Origin of the sequence: Arthrobacter sp. ZGTC412 (genome assembly GCF_002929215.1) — a bacterium.
GTDB lineage: Bacteria > Actinomycetota > Actinomycetes > Actinomycetales > Micrococcaceae > Arthrobacter.
In genome coordinates, this window is sequence record NZ_PJII01000002.1 from 144511 (window position 1) to 161888 (window position 17378).

Below are 17378 nucleotides of genomic sequence, written 5' to 3' on the forward strand. Positions count from 1 at the left end.
GAACGGGTCAGGCATCCGAGCGCAGGGCGCGGCGTTCCATTTCCAGCATCATCAGCTCGCGGTTGAGCCGCTGATAGGTTCCCGGATCGGCCGCCGGGTCCAGCCGTTGGAGCTGGCCCATCTTGTCCGCCTTGACCCGGGTGATCTGGAGCTCGAAAAGCCGCGAGAGGATGTCCCGGCAGTACTTCTGCACTGCTTCCTCCGTACTGGCGGGCAATGGCACCACGGCCAGTTCGGACACCAGGGGCCGCAGCGGTTCGGGGACTTCGTTCATCACGTGCTCCACCCAGCGCACCGGGTCAGCAGTAAGGTCCGGGTCCGTGGCGCGCATGGCGTCATGGACTGCCTGGAAGGCAGGTGTGGCGAACCTGGCAGCGGAGAAGCGCTCCCACACCCCGCCGGCCAGCAGCGCGGGCTCCTGCAGTGCCACCTCCAGGGCCTGCCGCTCCATGGAAGCCACCGGATCACGCGGATCCGGGCGGTGGAAGGACGGGACAGCGCCCGACGACGGCCCGGCAGCGACGCCGGGTCCGCCGGGTTGGGCGGCGCCTGCGGGAGTCCGGGGATCGGCGGAGGGAGGCCCGCCCTGGTCTCCGCGCTTAACGGCAGCGGTCACCATACGCAGCACTTCGTTGGGGTCCGGCATGCCCAACCAACCCGTGAGCGCCTGGCAGTAGCCCGTGCGGGTGGACGCGTCGCGGATGGCGGCAACCACCGGAACGGAGGCCTTCAGACCCTGCACACGCCCTTCCACGGTGTCCAGGTTGAACTGCTTCAGCGTGGTGCGGATGGCGAATTCGAACAGCGGCCGTCGCGACTGCACCAGCGCGTGTACTGCCTCGTCGCCTCTGCTTTGGCGAAGGTCGCACGGATCCGCTCCCGTGGGCTCCACGGCCACAAACGTCTGGGCGGTGAAACGCTGGTCCTCTTCAAAGGCGCGCAGCGCCGCTTTCTGGCCGGCGGCGTCGCCATCGAAGGTGAAGATGACCTCTCCCCCGGTACCGTCGTCAGAAAGCAGCCTGCGGGCGACCTTGATGTGCTCGGTGCCGAACGCGGTGCCGCAAGTGGCCACCGCCGTCGGGACCCCTGCCAGGTGGCATGCCATCACGTCCGTGTAGCCCTCCACCACCACCAGCTGCCGGTCCTTGGCGATGTTGCGCTTGGCGAGATCGATCCCGTACAGCACCTGGGATTTTTTGTACAGGGTGGTCTCTGGGGTGTTCAGGTACTTGGGGCCTTGGTCGTCCTCGTAGAGCTTGCGGGCGCCGAAGCCGATGGTGTCCCCCGCAATGTCCCGGATGGGCCAGATGAGGCGCCCGCGGAAACGGTCGTAGATGCCCCGGTTTCCTTCCGAGAACATGCCCGTAAGCTTCAGCTCCGCGTCGGTAAAATTCCGGCCGCGGAGGTGCTTGAGCAGTGCATCCCAGCCCTGCGGGGCGTACCCGACGCCGAACTGTTCGGCGGCGGCACGGTCGAACCCGCGGCCGTGCAGGAACGTTCGCCCCTCCGCGGCACCGGGCGTCAGCAGCTGGGCCTGGAAGAATTCGTCGGCAATTTTGTGGGCGTCCAGCAGCCGCTGCCTGCGGCCCACTTCCTCACGGCTGGGGCCGGTCCCGCCGTCCTCGTACCGGAGTTCATAGCCGATCCTGGAAGCCAGCTTCTCGACGGCCTCCTGGAAGGAGCTGTGGTCCTGCTTCTGGACAAACGCAATGACGTCGCCGTCCTCGCCGCAGCCGAAGCAGTGGTAACGGCCTACCTGGGGACGGACGGTGAAGGACGGCGAGCGCTCGTCGTGGAAGGGGCACAGGCCCTTGAAGGTCCCCAGCCCGGCGCCCTTGAGCGTGACGTAGCCGTCAACCACTTCCTTGATGTCCGTGCGCTGGCGTACTTCGTCGATATCTTCACGTTTGATCAGCCCAGCCACAGTGCAATCCTAGCCCCGGGGTACGACGGCGACTGTCGCCTTATGGCGTTCCTCACCACAGCGACGGAAGGCTCCCCACAAGGCGTTCGTACATGGCCAGCGCCGAGCCGTCGGTGAGTGACGCCACCTGGTCAATCACGACGCGAAGGCGTGCACCGTCGTCGGGCGCGTCCCGCCAGTCGGCAGCGAACATCGGCTCGAGGTGCCGGTCGCCGGTGGCGCTCAGCGCCGTGACCAGGGCGTGAAGTACCTCGCGCTGGCGCTCGTAGATGGGCTGGCGGTGTTCCGTGGTCATCACAAAGGTGGTGGCCAGGCCCTTCATAACGGCGATCTCCATCACGGTCTCGTCCGGCACCATGAGCTGGGCGCTGTAGCGCGTCAGGTTCTCGGGGCCGTAGACCGCGCGGGTGGTCTCCAGTGCGCTCTGGCAGAACCGGCCGATCAGCTGGCTGGTCATGTTCTTCAGGGCTGCCATGGACTTGCGACTTCCGTCCGCCTCGCGAACCCACACGTCCGTGGCCTCCAGCCGCGCCAGCGCGGCGTCGATCGCGGCGGGATCGTTGTGAGGCAGGTACCACTGCTTGGCGTAGCCCACCACCCGGGCGCGGTGGTCCGGATTGTCCATCCAGCGGAGCTGGAAGTGTCCGGCCACGATCGCGTCCTCGACGTCGTGCACGGAGTAGGAAATGTCGTCGGCAAGGTCCATGACCTGGGCCTCCAGGCAGGACCGGCGCTCCGGGGCACCCTCGCGGATCCAATTGAAGATGGGGAGATCGTCCTCATAGGCGCCGAACTTGCTGGTCCGCTGCCCGTGGATCACCGGGGCTTCCAACGCAGACCAGGGGTACTTCGCTGCGGCGTCCAGGCTGGCCCTGGTGAGGTTCAGCCCGGCCGGCTGGTTATCTGGCGTCAGCACCTTGGGCTCCAGGCGCGTCAGCAGCCGGAGGGTCTGCGCGTTCCCTTCGAAGCCGCCAATGGCGTGAGCCACCTCGTTCAGCGCAGATTCCCCGTTGTGGCCGAACGGCGGGTGGCCCAGGTCGTGGCTGAGGCAGGCTGTGTCCACCACGTCCGGGTCGCAGCCCAGGGCGCGGCCCAGTTCGCGGCCCACCTGGGCCACTTCCAGGCTGTGGGTGAGCCGGGTCCGGACAAAGTCGTCCGTGTCCGGCGCAACCACCTGGGTCTTGGCCCCCAGCCTGCGGAGCGCGGAGGAATGGAGCACCCTGGCGCGGTCACGCTCAAAGTCCGAACGGTAAACGTTCTTGCTCGGTTCCTCCACCCAGCGGGCGGAATCGTGGCTGTCGTAGCCCGGCAGCACCGGTGCAGCGGTCCGTGTCTCAGCCACCGGAAACGTCCAGTTCCGCAGCGGAGATCTCCCGTGACTGGTCGGCGTTGAGTGCCCGCGATTCCAGCCAGTCCTTCGGCAGCGCAGGCCTCTTCGGTGAGCCTGCCCGCCCGCGCGGGCCTTCGGCGTCGCCGCCCGGATAGGGCGAGTCCAGGTCCAGCTCCGCGAGGGTGTCCCGAAGCACCTGCAGGCTGGTCACCAGTGCCAGCCTGGTGCGCAGTTCCCCGCCCACCACGTAGCCCTTGAAGTACCAGGCGATGTGCTTGCGGATCTCGCGGAGCGCCTTGCCCTCGTCGCCAAAGGTTTCCACCATGAGTTCCGCGTGCCGGTACACACCCTCGGCCACCTGCCGCAGGTTGGGCCGGAAGCGGGTGTCGCTGCCTTCGAAGGCTGCCTGCAGGTCCCCGAACAGCCAGGGCCGGCCCTGGCAGCCGCGGCCCACCACCACGCCATCAACACCTGTTTCGCGGACCATCCGCACAGCGTCTTCTGCGGACCAGATGTCGCCGTTGCCCAGCACCGGGATGTCGGGCAGCGCCTCGCGAAGGCGGGCGATCGCGGACCAGTCAGCCTGTCCGGAGTAGAACTGGGCGGCTGTCCTGCCGTGGAGGGCGACGGCGGCAACGCCGGAATCGCGGGCGATCCGGCCGGCGTCGAGGTACGTCAGGTGGTCGTCGTCGATGCCCTTGCGCATCTTGATGGTGAGCGGGACGTTGCCCTTCGAGGCTTCCTTGACGGCTGTCTGGACGATCGAAGTGAAGAGGTCGATCTTCCAGGGCAGGGCCGAGCCGCCGCCGCGGCGGGTGACCTTGGGCACGGGGCAGCCGAAGTTCAGGTCAATGTGGTCCGCCCGGTCTTCCTCCACAAGCATCTGCACGGCGCGGCCCACTGTCACCGGGTCAACACCGTACAGCTGGACGGACCGGACCTTTTCGTCGTCGTCGTGGGAAATGATGCGGAGGGATTCAGGCGTCCTTTCCACCAGGGCGCGGGAGGTGACCATTTCCGCCACGTACATGCCGCCGCCGTATTCGCGGCACAAACGACGAAAAGCGGAGTTGGTGATCCCGGCCATGGGCGCCAGGATCACCGGGGTGTCCACGGTGATGGGGCCAAGCTTCAGTGGCGGGAGTTCCAGCTTGGGGGCGGGAGGAGTTGCTGTAACAGTCACCTTTCCATTGTTGCAAAGCCGGGCAAATCGGGAGTTCCAGCAGAACTCACTCCCCCGGCAGCCGCCGCCGTCAGTCCCGCTCCGCCGCCCTGCGCCCCCGCCGGGTCTGGAGGGCCGCGGCCGCGAGCGTGCCCGTATCGGTGAGATCGTCCGGGTTGACGATTGGTTGCGTTGTCGGGTGGGCTGAGCCTCGAGTGGCCGTGGCTTCGGCGTGGTCCATTTCCGTTCCACGGCCGCCGGAGCCCGGTAGCTCCGCGGCTCCTGAACCGGTCGCCTTCACCACCAGCACGGCAATCAGGGTGGTGACCGGGATCGCCAGGACCAGGCCGATGGAACCGACCAGGGTCCGGATGACCTCTTCCGACAGCTCCGCGCTGGTGAGTGTGTCCGCCAGCGGTCGGTCGTAAAGCATCACAATGATGAGGATCGGCAGGGCGGCGCCGGCGTAGGCGAAAGCGATGGTGTACACGGTGGAGGCGATGTGGTCGCGCCCGATGCGCATGGCGGAGGTGAACAGTTTCCGCGCGCTGCTGCCGGGTGCCAGTTCGTACAGCTCCCACACGGCGGAGGACTGTGTGATGGTCACATCGTTCAGGACACCGAGCCCCGAGATGATGAGCCCGCACAGGATCACCCCCGAGATGGAGATATTGGCCGAGGTGTTCACCAGGGTGGTCGCCTCGTGGTTGCCCACACCGGCGAGGTTCGCGGCACCGGTGGCCCACGCTGCCAGGAGCGCCGTGATGCCCAGCCCGAACATGGTGCCCAGAAGGGCGGTTGAGGTCCGGGCCGAGAAGCCGTGGGCGAAGTAAAGGACCCCGATCATAATCACCGTTGATCCCACCAGGGCCAGCAGCAGCGGCGGTTTGCCTTCCACCAGGCCGGGAAGCATAAAGCTGGCCAGCACAAAGTAGGCGCCAACCAGTCCGATCAGTGCGCGGAGGCCGCGCCAGCGGGCCACCGCGATGACCACCGCGGAATAAAGCAGTGCGAGCAGGACTATAGGCAGGGTCCGAACGAAGTCCACAAAGATAAAGGCGGGCGATCCCTGGGAAGCTGAGGCGCCCTGGGCGTTGGACAGGTTAAGGTAGCGGATCTGGTCGCCGGGTTTGACCCCATGCGACTTCGCGACGTCCGGGTTGATAACCACCTTGACCGGGCTTCCGCCCTTGTCCGGTTCCGTGAAGGCGAACGTGCAGTCTGATCCCTGCTGGCTTTGGCCCTGCTGGTTTTGGTTTTGTTCGCCGGAGCCAGGCTGCCTTTGACCCTGCTGGGCTACGCCCTGCATGCAGTTTTCGGTGACCACGCTTTGGATGCTGCCAGTGTCGAACGTGACGCCCGGGGCCGCGGAGTAGGGGTTCGCCAGCGAGATCCCTTCCTTGCTCCCGGAAGGCCAAAGCATGGCCATGCCGGCCAGGGTCAGGAGCGTCAGGGGAATCAGCACCGCCGCGAGGATGCGGTTTGCCTTCCGGCGGGCGGCCATCGCCTGCGGCGTCGGCTCCGAATGACCTGTAGAAGCGTGGGAGTGGCCGGACCCCATCAGCAGTAGAACCTCATACGTTGAACTCTACGTCCGGCACCATAGGGTTGATAAATGGATCGTCAGAACTGGGAGGAACCGGGATGGCCCACCGCAGCACTGAGGAAAGCGGCAGTTTTGATGCCGCGGGAACAACGGCTGAAACCGCCCGCCAGGCCGTGCTCAGCGTGCTTCCATCGTCCGGGCCCACCCTGGGGGTTGCCCTGGTGCTGCACGGAGGAAAATCGCACAGCCGCGAGCCGGTGGAGTCCACCCACCTGAGCCCCGCAAGGATGATCCCCTTCGCTCGGCACCTGCACCGGGCGGGCAGGAAGAACGGACTTGCGGTGTGGTCCCTGCGCAACAGCGTGCGTGGCTGGAACGGGGCTGACATGTCGCCGCTGCAGGATGCGCGCTGGGCCCTCGAACAGATCAGCAGCCAGCACCCGGGCGTGCCGGTTTTCCTGGTGGGGCACTCGATGGGCGGGTTGACCGCGGTCTGCGCTGCGGACCACGCACAGGTGGAAGCTGTTGTGGCCCTGGCGCCCTGGCTCAGCCCGGGGACTCCTGTCTCGGCAGTGGCCGGCCGGAAGGTGCTTATTGTCCACGGCACCCTCGATAAGTGGACCAGCCCATCGGCGTCGCTCGCGTTCGCCCGCCGCGCCGCCGCAGATGCTGAGTCCATGCAGTACGTCGCACTGAAAGGCGTCGGGCACTTTATGTTCCGCAAGATCCGGCTATGGCACACGCTCTCCACCGGGTACGTCCTGAAGGCCTTCCGCGAATCAACCGGGGCGGACGTCTCCCTGCCCAGGGGGTTTGACCAACTCCTGCCGGCATCGGCGGTCCAGGTGACCCTGTGACCCCCTTCCCCTGGGCGGACTTTGCCACCGCCCTGCCCTGGACCGCGCTCGCCGTCGTCGTGCTCCTGGGCACCACTTTCGCCGTGGCAGTCCGCCAGGGGCGGCACTCGGTGATGGATGTGGCCTGGGGCCCGGGCTTTGTGGCTGTCGCACTGGTGTCGTGGTACCTTTCGGCCGGAGTTGGTGACGATGCCAGGCGCGTGCTGCTCCTCCTGCTGACCGCGGTGTGGGGCCTGCGGCTGGGCGCCCACATCGGCTGGCGCGCCCGCGACGGCCATGAGGACCCCCGGTACCAGGCCATGCTCAGCAGTGCGCCCGGCAACAGGGATGTATATGCGCTCCGGCGGGTCTACCTGCCACAGGGCATGGTGATGTTCTTTGTTTCCCTGCCCGTCCAGGTCGGCATGTTCGCCACCGGCGGCCTCGACTGGCTTGCGCTTCCGGGTGTCCTGCTCTGGCTCACGGGGTTCTTTTTTGAGACGGTGGGCGACTGGCAGCTGCAGCGGTTCAAGCGGGACCCGGGCCGGCGCGGGACTGTCCTGGACACCGGTCTGTGGCGCTACACCCGGCACCCCAACTACTTTGGTGATGCCGCCGTGTGGACTGGTTTGTTCCTCATCGCCGCCGATTCGTGGCCCGGAATCCTGACTGTGCTCTCGCCGGCGTTGATGGTGTGGACCCTGGCGGCGAAGACGGGCAAGCCGCTCACGGAAAAGGCGATGTCCGGGCGCCCGGGCTACCGCGAGTACGTCGAAGCCACCAGCGGCTTTATCCCCCGGCCGCCCAAGCGCAGCTGACGCACCCAAGTGACTCGCAGTTAACGTCCTGAAATCGCTTTTTGGGAACGTTAACTGCGAGTCAGTTGGGTGGAGACTGCTTAGTCCGAGACGACCAGGGTTTCCGGACCGGAGAGGCGCGCCTTGCCGTTTTCGAGCAGGGGCTCGACGGCGGCGCGCAGGGCTGTCATGGAATCGTCCAGCTCCAGCATCACCGGGTGTTGGTACGCAATCAGCGCGAGCATGTCCCGGACGGCTTCCGCGGCGTCATCGGCGGCAAGCGCAGGTTCGTGGCCAACGAAAACGTCCGTGGGCGCGTCCTGCCCGTCATGGACCGGATCCTGGTCCGGCCCCTGCGCCGGCGCTGCATAACTTACGGCAAAGGCGCGGATCCTGCCCTTCCTGGTCGGCGCCACTCCCGAACCGAAGGCCGACTCAGGCTGGGCACGCAGCACAATCGCGCCGTGCGCACCGGTGAGGTCGTCCAGGAACAGCTTCTGCACCTGGCCCATAGACAGCACGCCCGGTGAATCCCATCCGTGGATGGCGGTGTAGTAGCGCCCCACCACGTCGGTGAGTTCCACGGAGCCGGTGGCCAGGTCCATCACGACGTCGGAGCCCGCGTTTTCGTCGTTGGCCGGCCCGCCGCCGTCGTCCTTCGCCGGGAATACGGGAAGCCGCAGGGCACCCGGTTCCACCACCACCAGCCGGGAACGCTGGATGGGCGAAAGGCCGAAGGCCTCCGCAAAGGCGGCGCCGGGGGTGCCCGGCTCCACCTTGGCGCGGAGCCTGGACACGCCCGACGGCGACTGTTCGGCTTCGCGGCGCAGCATGGTCAGGAGCGTCGCACCGACGCCCGAGCGCCGGTGATCCCGTGCCACCTCGATGTAGGTCCAGAGCCGCTCAGGGTGCAAGGAGGCCTCGTAGACAACGCCCGCGGCGACCGGGATACCGACGCCGTCCACCACGTCCTCGGCCACGATGCACCGCCGCCACGGCGAGCCGGCGCCGTCGGAGGAAGGCGCCAAGGCACCGCGGAACTGCCGGGCCTGGTGGGTTTCCGGGCCGCCCCAGATCTCGAGGAGGGCCAGGTCATCACCCTCGCGCCACTCGCGGTATTCGATGGCCACTGCTAAGCCCCGATCAGGCGTGCGGCCAGGTAGCCCTCCACCTTGTCCAGGGAGACGCGCTCCTGGCTCATGGTGTCCCGCTCACGAATGGTCACGGCCTGGTCCTCAAGGGTGTCGAAGTCCACGGTGATGCAGAACGGGGTACCGATCTCGTCCTGGCGGCGGTAGCGGCGGCCGATGGCGCCGGCGTCGTCGAAGTCGATGTTCCAGTTCTTGCGCAGCTGGGCGCCGAGGTCCTTGGCCTTCGGGGACAGGTCCTCGTTGCGGCTCAGCGGCAGCACGGCGGCCTTGACCGGGGCCAGGCGCGGGTCAAGCTTCAGGACGGTGCGGACGTCCACGCCGCCCTTGGCGTTGGGCGCCTCGTCCTCGGTGTAGGCGTCCACCAGGAACGCCATAAAGGAACGGGTGAGGCCGGCGGCCGGCTCGATGACGTAGGGGGTGTAGCGCTCGTTGGTGGCCTGGTTGAAGTAGCTCAGGTCCGTGCCGGAGGCCTTGGCGTGCGTGGAGAGGTCAAAGTCGGTCCGGTTGGCGATGCCTTCGAGCTCGCCCCACTCCGAGCCCTGGAAACCGAAGCGGTACTCGATGTCCGTGGTGCCCTTGGAGTAGTGGCTCAGCTTCTCCAGCGGGTGCTCGAAGAAACGCAGGTTTTCCTCGCGGATGCCCAGGCCGGTGTACCAGGACATGCGCTCCTTCATCCAGTACTGGTGCCATTCCTCATCGGTACCGGGCTCAACAAAGAACTCCATTTCCATCTGCTCGAACTCGCGGGTGCGGAAGATGAAGTTGCCCGGGGTGATCTCGTTCCGGAAGGACTTGCCGATCTGGCCGATGCCGAACGGCGGCTTTTTGCGGGAGGTGGTGAGCACGTTGTTGAAGTTCACGAAGATGCCCTGGGCCGTTTCCGGGCGCAGGTAGTGCATGCCTTCCTCGCTGGCCACCGGGCCGAGGAAGGTCTTGAGCAGGCCGGAGAATTCCTGGGGTTCGGTCCATTCGCCGCGGGTGCCGCAGTTGGCGCAGGCGATGTCCTTCAGGCCGTTCTCGGCGGGGCGGCCCTTCTTTTCCTCGTACTCTTCCTCGAGGTGGTCCGCACGGTAGCGCTTGTGGCAGGAAAGGCATTCCACCAGCGGATCGGAGAAGACCTCCACGTGGCCGGAAGCTTCCCATACCTGGCGGGGCAGGATGACGGAGGAGTCCAGGCCCACCACGTCCTCGCGGCCGCGGACCATGGACTGCCACCACTGGCGCTTGATGTTTTCCTTCAGTTCGGCGCCGAGGGGCCCGTAGTCCCAGGCAGAACGCGAACCTCCGTAGATCTCACCGGCCTGGAACACAAAACCCCTCCGCTTGGAGAGGGAAATGACCTGGTCGAGAACGGATTTTGCTGCCATGGGGAAACTCCAATTTCTACAGGGCCGCTGGGTGCGGTCCGCGGTTTTCAGGCCCCGGGAAAGCCGGCGGTACGTGACCGCAGGCTGCCGCGGGGGCGGATGAAGGAAAGATGCAAAAAGCTGCGTGTCCTAGCCTACCGGTGCCCACTGCGGAGCGCGCCCCGCGGCCAGGGCAGGGTAGCCAGGATGATGGCGGCCAGCGTAAGCATGGTGCCGAGCACCGTGGCCGGCGCAACCACGGTTCCGGGCGAGGGCAGGATCACGTCGAGCGCCAGCGAGCCGAGCAACTGGCCGGCGATCATGCCCAAACCTGTGACCAGTACGCCCAGGCTGCGGACCAGCAGCGCGCCCAGGCCGATGAACACGCACCCCATGGGACCGCCGACGTAATACCACCACTCCCCCGGCAGGGAATTGCCGGGCCCGGCAATTACCACCTTGATGGCGTACGCCGTCCAGAGAACCATCGAACCGGCCACGAAATTCACCAGGGTGGCTGCGATCGGCGTCCCGTAATGGACTGTGGCTGTTCCGTTCATGGCCTGCTGGAAGCTCATCAGGAACCCTGCGACGACGGGGAGAAGGAGCGGAAGCAGCAAAGTTGCGGGTCCGCCGTCGGACCCTCCCCCGGAGGACCCGGTGAACCGGGGCGAAACTGCCCAGGCCACGGCGGCGATGGTCAGCAGGCAGCCGATGACCCGGATCGCGGTGACGGGTTTCCGGCCTGCAGGCCCGATGCCCAGCCGGTCCACGAGCAGCCCGCTGACGGTTTGGCCGGTTACCGTGGCAACGGTGAAAAGGGCCACGCCCAGGATGCCCACGGTAAAGGACTGGGCAAAAACAAACAGCGCCCCGATGCCTCCGGCGAGGACATAGACGCGCGGAAACGCCCTGCTGCGGACGGCGGGCAGGATCTGTGCCAGCCCGGCCCGGCCGCGGGGCAGGAGCAGTGAGATCAGGATCATCACCACGAGCCCTGTGCTGAAACTCACCACAGAAGCGGCGATGCCGTCGTTCAACCGCGCACCCAGGGCGCCGTTGATACGGCCCTGCAGGGGAATGGCCAGGCCTGCGCCCACCGCCAATGGAAGGCCTGCGAGCAACGGCAGGCGGGAGGTGGAGGTCACTGAATCCACCTTACGTCAGGCATTATTGCTTCATGAGCAACCCCGTTGAAGACATCCCCATCCGCGACAGCATGATCCGCCTCGGCCAGCTCCTCAAGCTCGCGAGCCTGGTGGAGGACGGTGTTGAGGCGGCGGAGCTCATCAAGAACGGGCTCGTCAAGGTCAACGGCGAGATCGACGACCGCCGCGGCCGCCAGCTGCACAACGGGGACACTGTCACCGTCAACGGGCAGACCGTCCGGGTCGTGGCACCGAAGGCGGGCTGACCTCGCGGGCCGGGGCCCGCCGTCGTCCGCCTACTTCTTGAGGACCTCGTGGGTAAGGAATTCGCCCACGTGGCCAATCTCCTGCTGGTTGATCCCGTGCCACATGCCCGTGTAGAGCACTTTGGTGAGCTTGACGTGCTGGCGGACCCAGCCCATGGTGTAGTCGATCTTGTCCGGGGTGATCACCGGGTCCTGCTGGTCCCGGCCCCAGAACATGGGAATCGTGCCGTCCAGTTCGGAGTCCCTGAAGCTGGGATCGTCGCCCGCGTCCACCACAAAGCCTGAGAGCCCGACGACGGCCGCAAAGTCAGTGGGCCGCTGCCGCAGGAGCGTGGTGGCCATGGCCATCCCCATGGAGAAGCCAAGCAGGGACACCGAGGGGTGCCCCACCCTGATGGCGTCGATCCAGTCGAGCACGTAGGACGAGGCTTCCTTGACCCGCTCCAGGGAGTAGTCGATGGACGCCGTGAGCGGGAACCAGGTGAAGCCCGGACCCATGGCGATGGGCGCCCGGACGGAGGCGACGGCGAAGTCCCCCGGCAGCAGGTCAGCAAGACTGAGCAGGTCCTGTTCGTTGGCGCCGTAGCCGTGCAGCAGTACCAGCAGCGGCTTGCCGTCGCGCTGGTCCTCCGGATGGGACCACAAAACAACAGGGGCAGGAAATACTTCGGCTTCAGTCATGGTTTCCATTCTTACAGTTACCCCTAGGTAACAACCTACGTTGGCGTAGCCAGCGAAGCGGAAGGCAGGATAGGACCGTGACTGACACGAGTGCCATTCGGACCCCCACTGCCCACGCCGGATCCCACCCCTGGACCCGCTACGTGGCAATGGGCGATTCCTTCACAGAGGGCATCGGCGACCCCGAGCCCTCCAGCCCCGGCGGTTATCGCGGCTGGGCAGACCGGGTGGCGGAGGAGCTGGGCCGTACGCAGCCCGACTTCGCATATGCCAACCTTGCAGTGCGTGGGCGGCTGCTCCAGCAGATTGTGGACCGGCAACTCGCCCCCTGCTTGGCGCTGAAGCCGGACCTTGTCACCCTCTCGGCGGGCGGCAATGACCTGCTGCGCCCGGGCGGCGACCCCGACGTCCTGGCGGAGAAACTCGACTCGGTGGTGCAGATCCTGGCCATGGGCGGAGCCACGGTGGTGCTCTTTAACGGCCCGGACACTGGCTCGTCGGTGCTGGGCAGGATCCGCAGCAAGGTGGCCATCTATAACGAGAACCTGCGTACCGTAGCTGCCGGGCACGACGCCGTCATTGCCGACATGTGGTCCCTGCGCCAGCTCAGCGATCCGCAGATGTGGGACCAGGACCGGCTGCATTTCTCTCCGTTGGGCCACCACACCATCGCGGCGATGGTGCTGGACTCGCTGAATGTGGACCATACGCTGGAGCCGCTGCAGCCCAAGCCGGTGCCTTCACGTACCTGGCGCGAGGCGCGCTCAGGCGACATGGTATGGGCACGCGAGTACTTCGTGCCCTGGGTGCTGCGCAGGCTGCGCCATCAGTCCTCCGGCGACGGAATCACTGCGAAGCGTCCGACGCCGGGTCCCGTCTTTGGTCCGGGTGTTCCGTTGGGATCCGGCGAGGGTCCGTTGGGAACCACCGAGGCTGCCCGGCGCTGACGCCGGGAGTTTTCGGAACAGGGCACCTTGTGCGGGCAGCTGACCAGCTCAGGTGACGGGCATGGAACCAGAGGCGGTGGTACGGCTGCGGCTTCAGTCCCAGCTGCTCCGGGAACCCGGGGCCGCCTCGCCGGAGGTTGCCCTTCGCACCCTGCTGGCGGTGCAGGCACAGGAATTTCCCTACGCCAGGTGGAGCCTGGCGCAGCGCGTAGCAGCCGGTGTTGATCCTCCTGTAACGGCAGCGGACATCGAGACGGCGGTAGCCGATGGCCGGATCCTGCGTACCCATATCCTCCGGCCCACCTGGCATTTCGTCCACCGCGAAGACCTCCGCTGGCTCCGTGCGCTCTCCGCGCCACGCCTCGAACAGGCCAACGCCTTCACCTACCGGAGCACCGGCATCGACGCGGGTGCTGCTGCCCGGAGCGCGGATGTGCTGGCCCAGGCCGTTGCTGACGGGAACCACCTGACCCGGGAAGGTCTTGCGGCAAGACTGCGGGACGCCGGGTTCGCGGCGAAAGGCCTGGAGCTTGCGTACCTGATCATGCACGCCGAAATCAGCGGCGTCCTGGTGAGCGGGACGCCGGTGCGGAGCCCGGGTGGCGCGCTGAAGCAGACGTATGCCCTTTTCGACGAACGCGTTCCTGCCGGCCCGAATACGGCCCCCACCCGGGCTGAAGCACTGGCCGAACTGACCCGCCGCTATTTCACCGGCCGCGGCCCCGCAACGGTTAAGGACTGCGCCGACTGGTCGGGGATGACCATGACGGACGTCCGCAAGGGCCTGCAACTCACTCTGGAGGCACACCCCGACGCGCTCGCCGAAACGGTGGTTGACGGCGTCGTGCTCTATTACAGTGCGGAAGCCGGCAGAGCTGATGCCGGCAGGACTGAAGCCGGGCCCCGGCCCGGCGGCACCATTCCTTCGGAAGCCGGACCACGGATAGACCTGATTCAGTGCTACGACGAATATGTCATGGGTTATTCGGCCACACGGCACTATATGGGCGGCGGCGCTCCCGCTTTTCCCTTTGAAGGTTTGCCAATGCACGTGGTGCTGCTGGACGGGCGGATGGCTGGGTCCTGGCGGCATACGCTGCTTCCCGGGCGGTGCGAACTGGACATCCGGTTGACGCATTCCGCTGACCGCCCCGGTTCATCGCTGGCCGCCGCAGTGCAGGATGCAATGGACCGGTACGGCGCATACACCGGACTCCCGGCCGTCCGGGTGCAGTCCGGGGTTAAGCTGGAAGGACACACATGAGAGGCACGGCACCGTGAGCAACTTGTTTTTCTGGATCATCATTTTGTCATTCCTGATCCCGATGGCCATGCGGATGTACCGGAAGTCTGTCGCGCGAAGGAACCACGAGCAGACCTTTTCCGGGCGCTACCCGGAGCAGTTCCCCGGCGGAGGGCAGTTCCCGGGATCAGCCGCCCCGCAGAACAAGCAGCCGCGGGACGGCTTCACCCAGCAGGATTACTTCAGCGGCGGATTCCGCGAGCTGGACCGGCCGCAGCCCCTGCCGCCCATCCACCCCGTTCCGCCGGTGGACCAGCAGTTCCCGCCGTACGGGCAGCCGCAGGATGGGCAACAACAGGGCTACCGCGAAGAAGCCCCGCAGCAGCCTGCGGCACCTGCGACTCCCCCGCCGCCGTCGGCCCCGCAGGGCTACCGCGCCCGCAAGCTTGCCGAACTGGATGAGAAGTACAGCAACGGCGAACTGTCCGTTGAGGAGTACATGACCCGCCGCGGCGAGATCATGAACGGCTAGCCTGGGTCAACCCACCCGTCAGTCCACCTGCGGGAAGCCCAGATCGATGACCGACGTTGCCGGGTCCGGCCACCGCGTGGTGACCACTTTTCCCCTGGTGTAGAACCGGATGCTGTCCGGTCCGTACATGTGCGTGTCACCGAACAGGGAGTTCTTCCAGCCGCCGAAGGAGAAGGTACCTACCGGCACCGGGATGGGCACGTTGACGCCCACCATGCCCGCCTCGACGTCGAACTCGAACTGACGGGCGGCGCCGCCGTCGCGGGTGAAGATGGCAACCCCGTTGCCGAACTCGTTGTCGTTGACCAGGCGGACTGCATCACTGTAGGTGTCCACGCGGACCACGGACAGGACTGGGCCGAAGATTTCGTCGTCGTACACCTTCATGCCCGGCTTGACGTGGTCCACCAGGCTGACTCCAATGAAGAACCCGTTTGAATCGAACTGCTGCGAGCGGCCGTCGACAACCACCGTGGCGCCTTCGTTCTCGGCGCCGGCCACATAGGAGGCCACCTTGTCGCGGTGTTCGGCGGTGATCAGCGGGCCCATTTGCGACGCCGGATCCGTGCCTGGTCCGATCGTCAGGGTAGCCATCCGGCTCTGGATGGCCGCCACGAGATCGTCCGCGATGTTGCCGACGGCAACGAGCACACTGACCGCCATGCAGCGCTCGCCCGCCGAACCGTAGGCAGCAGAAATGGCGGCGTCGGCTGCCATGTCCAGGTCCGCGTCCGGCAGGACCACCATGTGGTTTTTGGCGCCGCCCAGGGCCTGGACCCGCTTGCCGTGGTCCGCTGCGCGCTTGTAGATCGACTGCGCGATGGGCGTTGAGCCAACGAAGCTGACGGCTTTGACGTCCTGGTGTTCGAGCAGTACGTCCACTGCTTCCTTGTCGCCCTGGACTACATTCAGCACACCGGCGGGCAGCCCTGCTTCCGCGAAGACTTCCGCGATGAAGACGGCCGAGGACGGATCCTTTTCACTGGGCTTCAGGAGCACGGTGTTGCCGCACGCCAGGGCACTGCCGATCATCCACAGCGGCACCATGGCCGGAAAGTTGAACGGGGTGATGCAGGCCACCACGCCCACAGGTTGCCGGACGGAGTGGACGTCCACACCGCTGGAGACCTGTTCGGAGCGCTCCCCCTTGAGCATGTGGGACAGCCCCGTGGCGAACTCGATGTTCTCGAGGCCACGGGAGATTTCCCCTTCGGCGTCGGAAAGTACCTTGCCGTGCTCGCTGGTGAGGATGGCGGCCAGTTCGGACTTGCGCTGGGTGAGGATTTCGCGGACGCGGAAGAAGATGTTGGTCCGCTTGGCCAGGCTTGTTGCCCGCCAGGCAGGCAGCGCTGCCTTGGCCGCGGCAATGGCTTCCTCTACCCGGGCCGCCGACGCCAGCGCCACCTGCTTCTCCTGTTCGCCGGTGGCAGGGTTGAAGACGGGGCCGAAGCGTTCAGCGTCCGTGACGCGGCTGCCATTGATGAAGTGCGGAATGGTTTGCATGGAGGTCTCTCTTCTACTTTGCTGAATCCAGCGAGCCGTCAACGAGCTTGATGATCATGGAGCAGTCCTTGCCGGATTCACCCGCATCGATGAGGCGCTGGTACAGCTGCTGAACGTGCTTGCCGATTTCGAGCGGAGTGCCGGTGTCCTCAGCGGCGCTGATGGCCAGGCCGATGTCCTTGTTCGCCAGCTCGGCAGTGAAGGTGGGCGCGAAGTCGTTGTTGGATGCTGCGGTGGGGACTACGCCGGGAACGGGGTACCAGGTACGCAGGGCCCAGCTGTCCCCGGAGGAGACGGAGGCGATGTCCCAGAACACCTTCTTGTCGAGGCCGAGCCGGTCCGCCAGCACTGCACCCTCAGCCGTGGAGGCCAGGTTGATCAGGAGCATCAGGTTGTTGCAGATTTTGGCTGCCTGTCCGGTGGTGGCTCCACCGGTGGGGATGATGTTGGCGGCCATCGGCTCGATGTAGCCGGTGGCGTCGGCCACGGCGGCTGCTTCACCGCCGACCATAAAGGTAAGCGTTCCTGCTGCCGCGCCGCTCATTCCGCCCGAGACAGGGGCGTCGACGAAGCGGAAGCCGGCGGCAGCGGCGGCGTCGTGCAGTTCCTTCGCGGCGGCGATATCGATGGTGGAGGAATCAACCAGGAGGGTGCGCGTCTCAGCATGAGCCAGCACCCCGTCCCCGCCCAGGTAGACGGCCTTGGCGTGCTCGCCCTTCGGAAGCATGGTGAATACGACGTCGGCGCCCGCCACGGCCTCGGCGATGCTCGCCACCGGTTTTACGCCTCCGGCCTCCGCTGCGGCGAGGGCGGCGGGGTTGAGATCGAATCCCCGCACGTCGTGGCCCGCCTTTGCGAGGTTCCCGGACATGGAACCGCCCATGTTCCCCAAACCGATCCAACCTATTACTGCCATGGCCCAAGCTCCTTTGCTGTTTCTCCCGCCGAGGGCGGCCGGAAGGTCTG

16 protein-coding genes are annotated in these 17378 nt (G+C 66.4%); 6 read left to right on the forward strand and 10 right to left on the reverse strand.

The genetic code is table 11. The features are described from left to right. Positions 1-7 precede the first annotated feature (7 nt). The 4 genes from dnaG to CXQ88_RS03915 all read right to left on the reverse strand — a co-directional run bounded on the left by dnaG (position 8) and on the right by CXQ88_RS03915 (position 5977). Positions 8-1924 carry a DNA primase gene (dnaG, locus tag CXQ88_RS03900; RefSeq protein ID WP_104042853.1) on the reverse strand — a complete coding sequence of 639 codons (1917 nt, stop codon included), beginning with the start codon at positions 1922-1924 and terminating at the stop codon, positions 8-10. A 52-nt stretch (positions 1925-1976) separates the two neighbouring features. Beyond that, complete coding sequence (locus CXQ88_RS03905; protein WP_104042854.1) at positions 1977-3266, reverse strand: deoxyguanosinetriphosphate triphosphohydrolase; 1290 nt, start codon at positions 3264-3266, stop codon at positions 1977-1979. Beyond that, positions 3259-4437, reverse strand: a complete 1179-nt coding sequence (gene dusB / locus CXQ88_RS03910; protein WP_104042855.1) for a tRNA dihydrouridine synthase DusB — start codon at positions 4435-4437, stop codon at positions 3259-3261. The genes CXQ88_RS03905 and dusB overlap by 8 nt, the downstream gene beginning before the upstream one ends. A gap of 70 nt (positions 4438-4507) precedes the next feature. Continuing rightward, entirely contained in the window at positions 4508-5977 is a 1470-nt protein-coding gene (locus tag CXQ88_RS03915; RefSeq protein WP_258061678.1) for a YibE/F family protein, read from the reverse strand. An 83-nt stretch (positions 5978-6060) separates the two neighbouring features. On the opposite strand from CXQ88_RS03915, the gene CXQ88_RS03920 reads away from it, so the two are divergent. Beyond that, positions 6061-6819 (forward strand): alpha/beta hydrolase, encoded by a 759-nt coding sequence (locus CXQ88_RS03920; RefSeq protein WP_104042857.1) that lies wholly within the window; start codon positions 6061-6063, stop codon positions 6817-6819. Next, positions 6816-7616, forward strand: a complete 801-nt coding sequence (locus tag CXQ88_RS03925) for a DUF1295 domain-containing protein (RefSeq protein ID WP_104042858.1) — start codon at positions 6816-6818, stop codon at positions 7614-7616. The genes CXQ88_RS03920 and CXQ88_RS03925 overlap by 4 nt, the downstream gene beginning before the upstream one ends. Positions 7617-7696: 80 nt before the next feature. Here the strand turns inward: CXQ88_RS03925 and CXQ88_RS03930 are convergent, their stop codons facing one another. From CXQ88_RS03930 to CXQ88_RS03940, 3 genes are all read right to left on the reverse strand, one after another. Further along, positions 7697-8725: a GNAT family N-acetyltransferase gene (locus CXQ88_RS03930; RefSeq protein ID WP_104042859.1), complete on the reverse strand. Its 1029-nt coding sequence runs from the start codon at positions 8723-8725 to the stop codon at positions 7697-7699. 2 nt (positions 8726-8727) lie between these two features. After that, entirely contained in the window at positions 8728-10113 is a 1386-nt protein-coding gene (locus CXQ88_RS03935) for a glycine--tRNA ligase (RefSeq protein WP_104042860.1), read from the reverse strand. Positions 10114-10247: 134 nt separating this feature from the next. Next, positions 10248-11240: a DMT family transporter gene (locus CXQ88_RS03940; RefSeq protein WP_104042861.1), complete on the reverse strand. Its 993-nt coding sequence runs from the start codon at positions 11238-11240 to the stop codon at positions 10248-10250. A 32-nt stretch (positions 11241-11272) separates the two neighbouring features. Here CXQ88_RS03940 and CXQ88_RS03945 point away from each other — a divergent pair, with 32 nt between their 5' ends. Next, positions 11273-11506, forward strand: coding sequence for an RNA-binding S4 domain-containing protein (locus CXQ88_RS03945; protein ID WP_104042862.1), 234 nt, complete (start codon positions 11273-11275; stop codon positions 11504-11506). 30 nt (positions 11507-11536) lie between these two features. Here the strand turns inward: CXQ88_RS03945 and CXQ88_RS03950 are convergent, their stop codons facing one another. Continuing rightward, positions 11537-12187, reverse strand: coding sequence for an alpha/beta hydrolase (locus CXQ88_RS03950; protein ID WP_104042863.1), 651 nt, complete (start codon positions 12185-12187; stop codon positions 11537-11539). Between the two features lie 77 nt (positions 12188-12264). On the opposite strand from CXQ88_RS03950, the gene CXQ88_RS03955 reads away from it, so the two are divergent. From CXQ88_RS03955 to CXQ88_RS03965, 3 genes are all read left to right on the forward strand, one after another. Then, complete coding sequence (locus CXQ88_RS03955) at positions 12265-13134, forward strand: SGNH/GDSL hydrolase family protein (RefSeq protein ID WP_104042864.1); 870 nt, start codon at positions 12265-12267, stop codon at positions 13132-13134. Positions 13135-13195: 61 nt separating this feature from the next. After that, positions 13196-14398 carry a winged helix DNA-binding domain-containing protein gene (locus CXQ88_RS03960; protein ID WP_104042865.1) on the forward strand — a complete coding sequence of 401 codons (1203 nt, stop codon included), beginning with the start codon at positions 13196-13198 and terminating at the stop codon, positions 14396-14398. A gap of 13 nt (positions 14399-14411) precedes the next feature. Beyond that, positions 14412-14909: a hypothetical protein gene (locus CXQ88_RS03965; protein WP_104042866.1), complete on the forward strand. Its 498-nt coding sequence runs from the start codon at positions 14412-14414 to the stop codon at positions 14907-14909. An 18-nt stretch (positions 14910-14927) separates the two neighbouring features. Here CXQ88_RS03965 and CXQ88_RS03970 read toward each other — a convergent pair whose 3' ends face one another. Next, positions 14928-16412 carry a CoA-acylating methylmalonate-semialdehyde dehydrogenase gene (locus CXQ88_RS03970; RefSeq protein WP_104042867.1) on the reverse strand — a complete coding sequence of 495 codons (1485 nt, stop codon included), beginning with the start codon at positions 16410-16412 and terminating at the stop codon, positions 14928-14930. A 13-nt stretch (positions 16413-16425) separates the two neighbouring features. After that, complete coding sequence (gene mmsB, locus CXQ88_RS03975; RefSeq protein WP_104042868.1) at positions 16426-17328, reverse strand: 3-hydroxyisobutyrate dehydrogenase; 903 nt, start codon at positions 17326-17328, stop codon at positions 16426-16428. Between the last annotated feature and the right edge of the window lie 50 nt (positions 17329-17378).

Excerpts from the sequence above, each read along its gene's own strand:
- CXQ88_RS03915 (WP_258061678.1), bottom strand. The coding sequence starts at position 5,977 with ATGGGGTCCGGCCACTCCCACGCTTCTACAGGTCATTCGGAGCCGACG.
- CXQ88_RS03920 (WP_104042857.1), top strand. The coding sequence starts at position 6,061 with ATGGCCCACCGCAGCACTGAGGAAAGCGGCAGTTTTGATGCCGCGGGA.
- CXQ88_RS03935 (WP_104042860.1), bottom strand. The coding sequence starts at position 10,113 with ATGGCAGCAAAATCCGTTCTCGACCAGGTCATTTCCCTCTCCAAGCGG.
- CXQ88_RS03945 (WP_104042862.1), top strand. The coding sequence starts at position 11,273 with ATGAGCAACCCCGTTGAAGACATCCCCATCCGCGACAGCATGATCCGC.
- CXQ88_RS03950 (WP_104042863.1), bottom strand. The coding sequence starts at position 12,187 with ATGACTGAAGCCGAAGTATTTCCTGCCCCTGTTGTTTTGTGGTCCCAT.
- CXQ88_RS03960 (WP_104042865.1), top strand. The coding sequence starts at position 13,196 with ATGGAACCAGAGGCGGTGGTACGGCTGCGGCTTCAGTCCCAGCTGCTC.
- CXQ88_RS03970 (WP_104042867.1), bottom strand. The coding sequence starts at position 16,412 with ATGCAAACCATTCCGCACTTCATCAATGGCAGCCGCGTCACGGACGCT.
- mmsB (WP_104042868.1), bottom strand. The coding sequence starts at position 17,328 with ATGGCAGTAATAGGTTGGATCGGTTTGGGGAACATGGGCGGTTCCATG.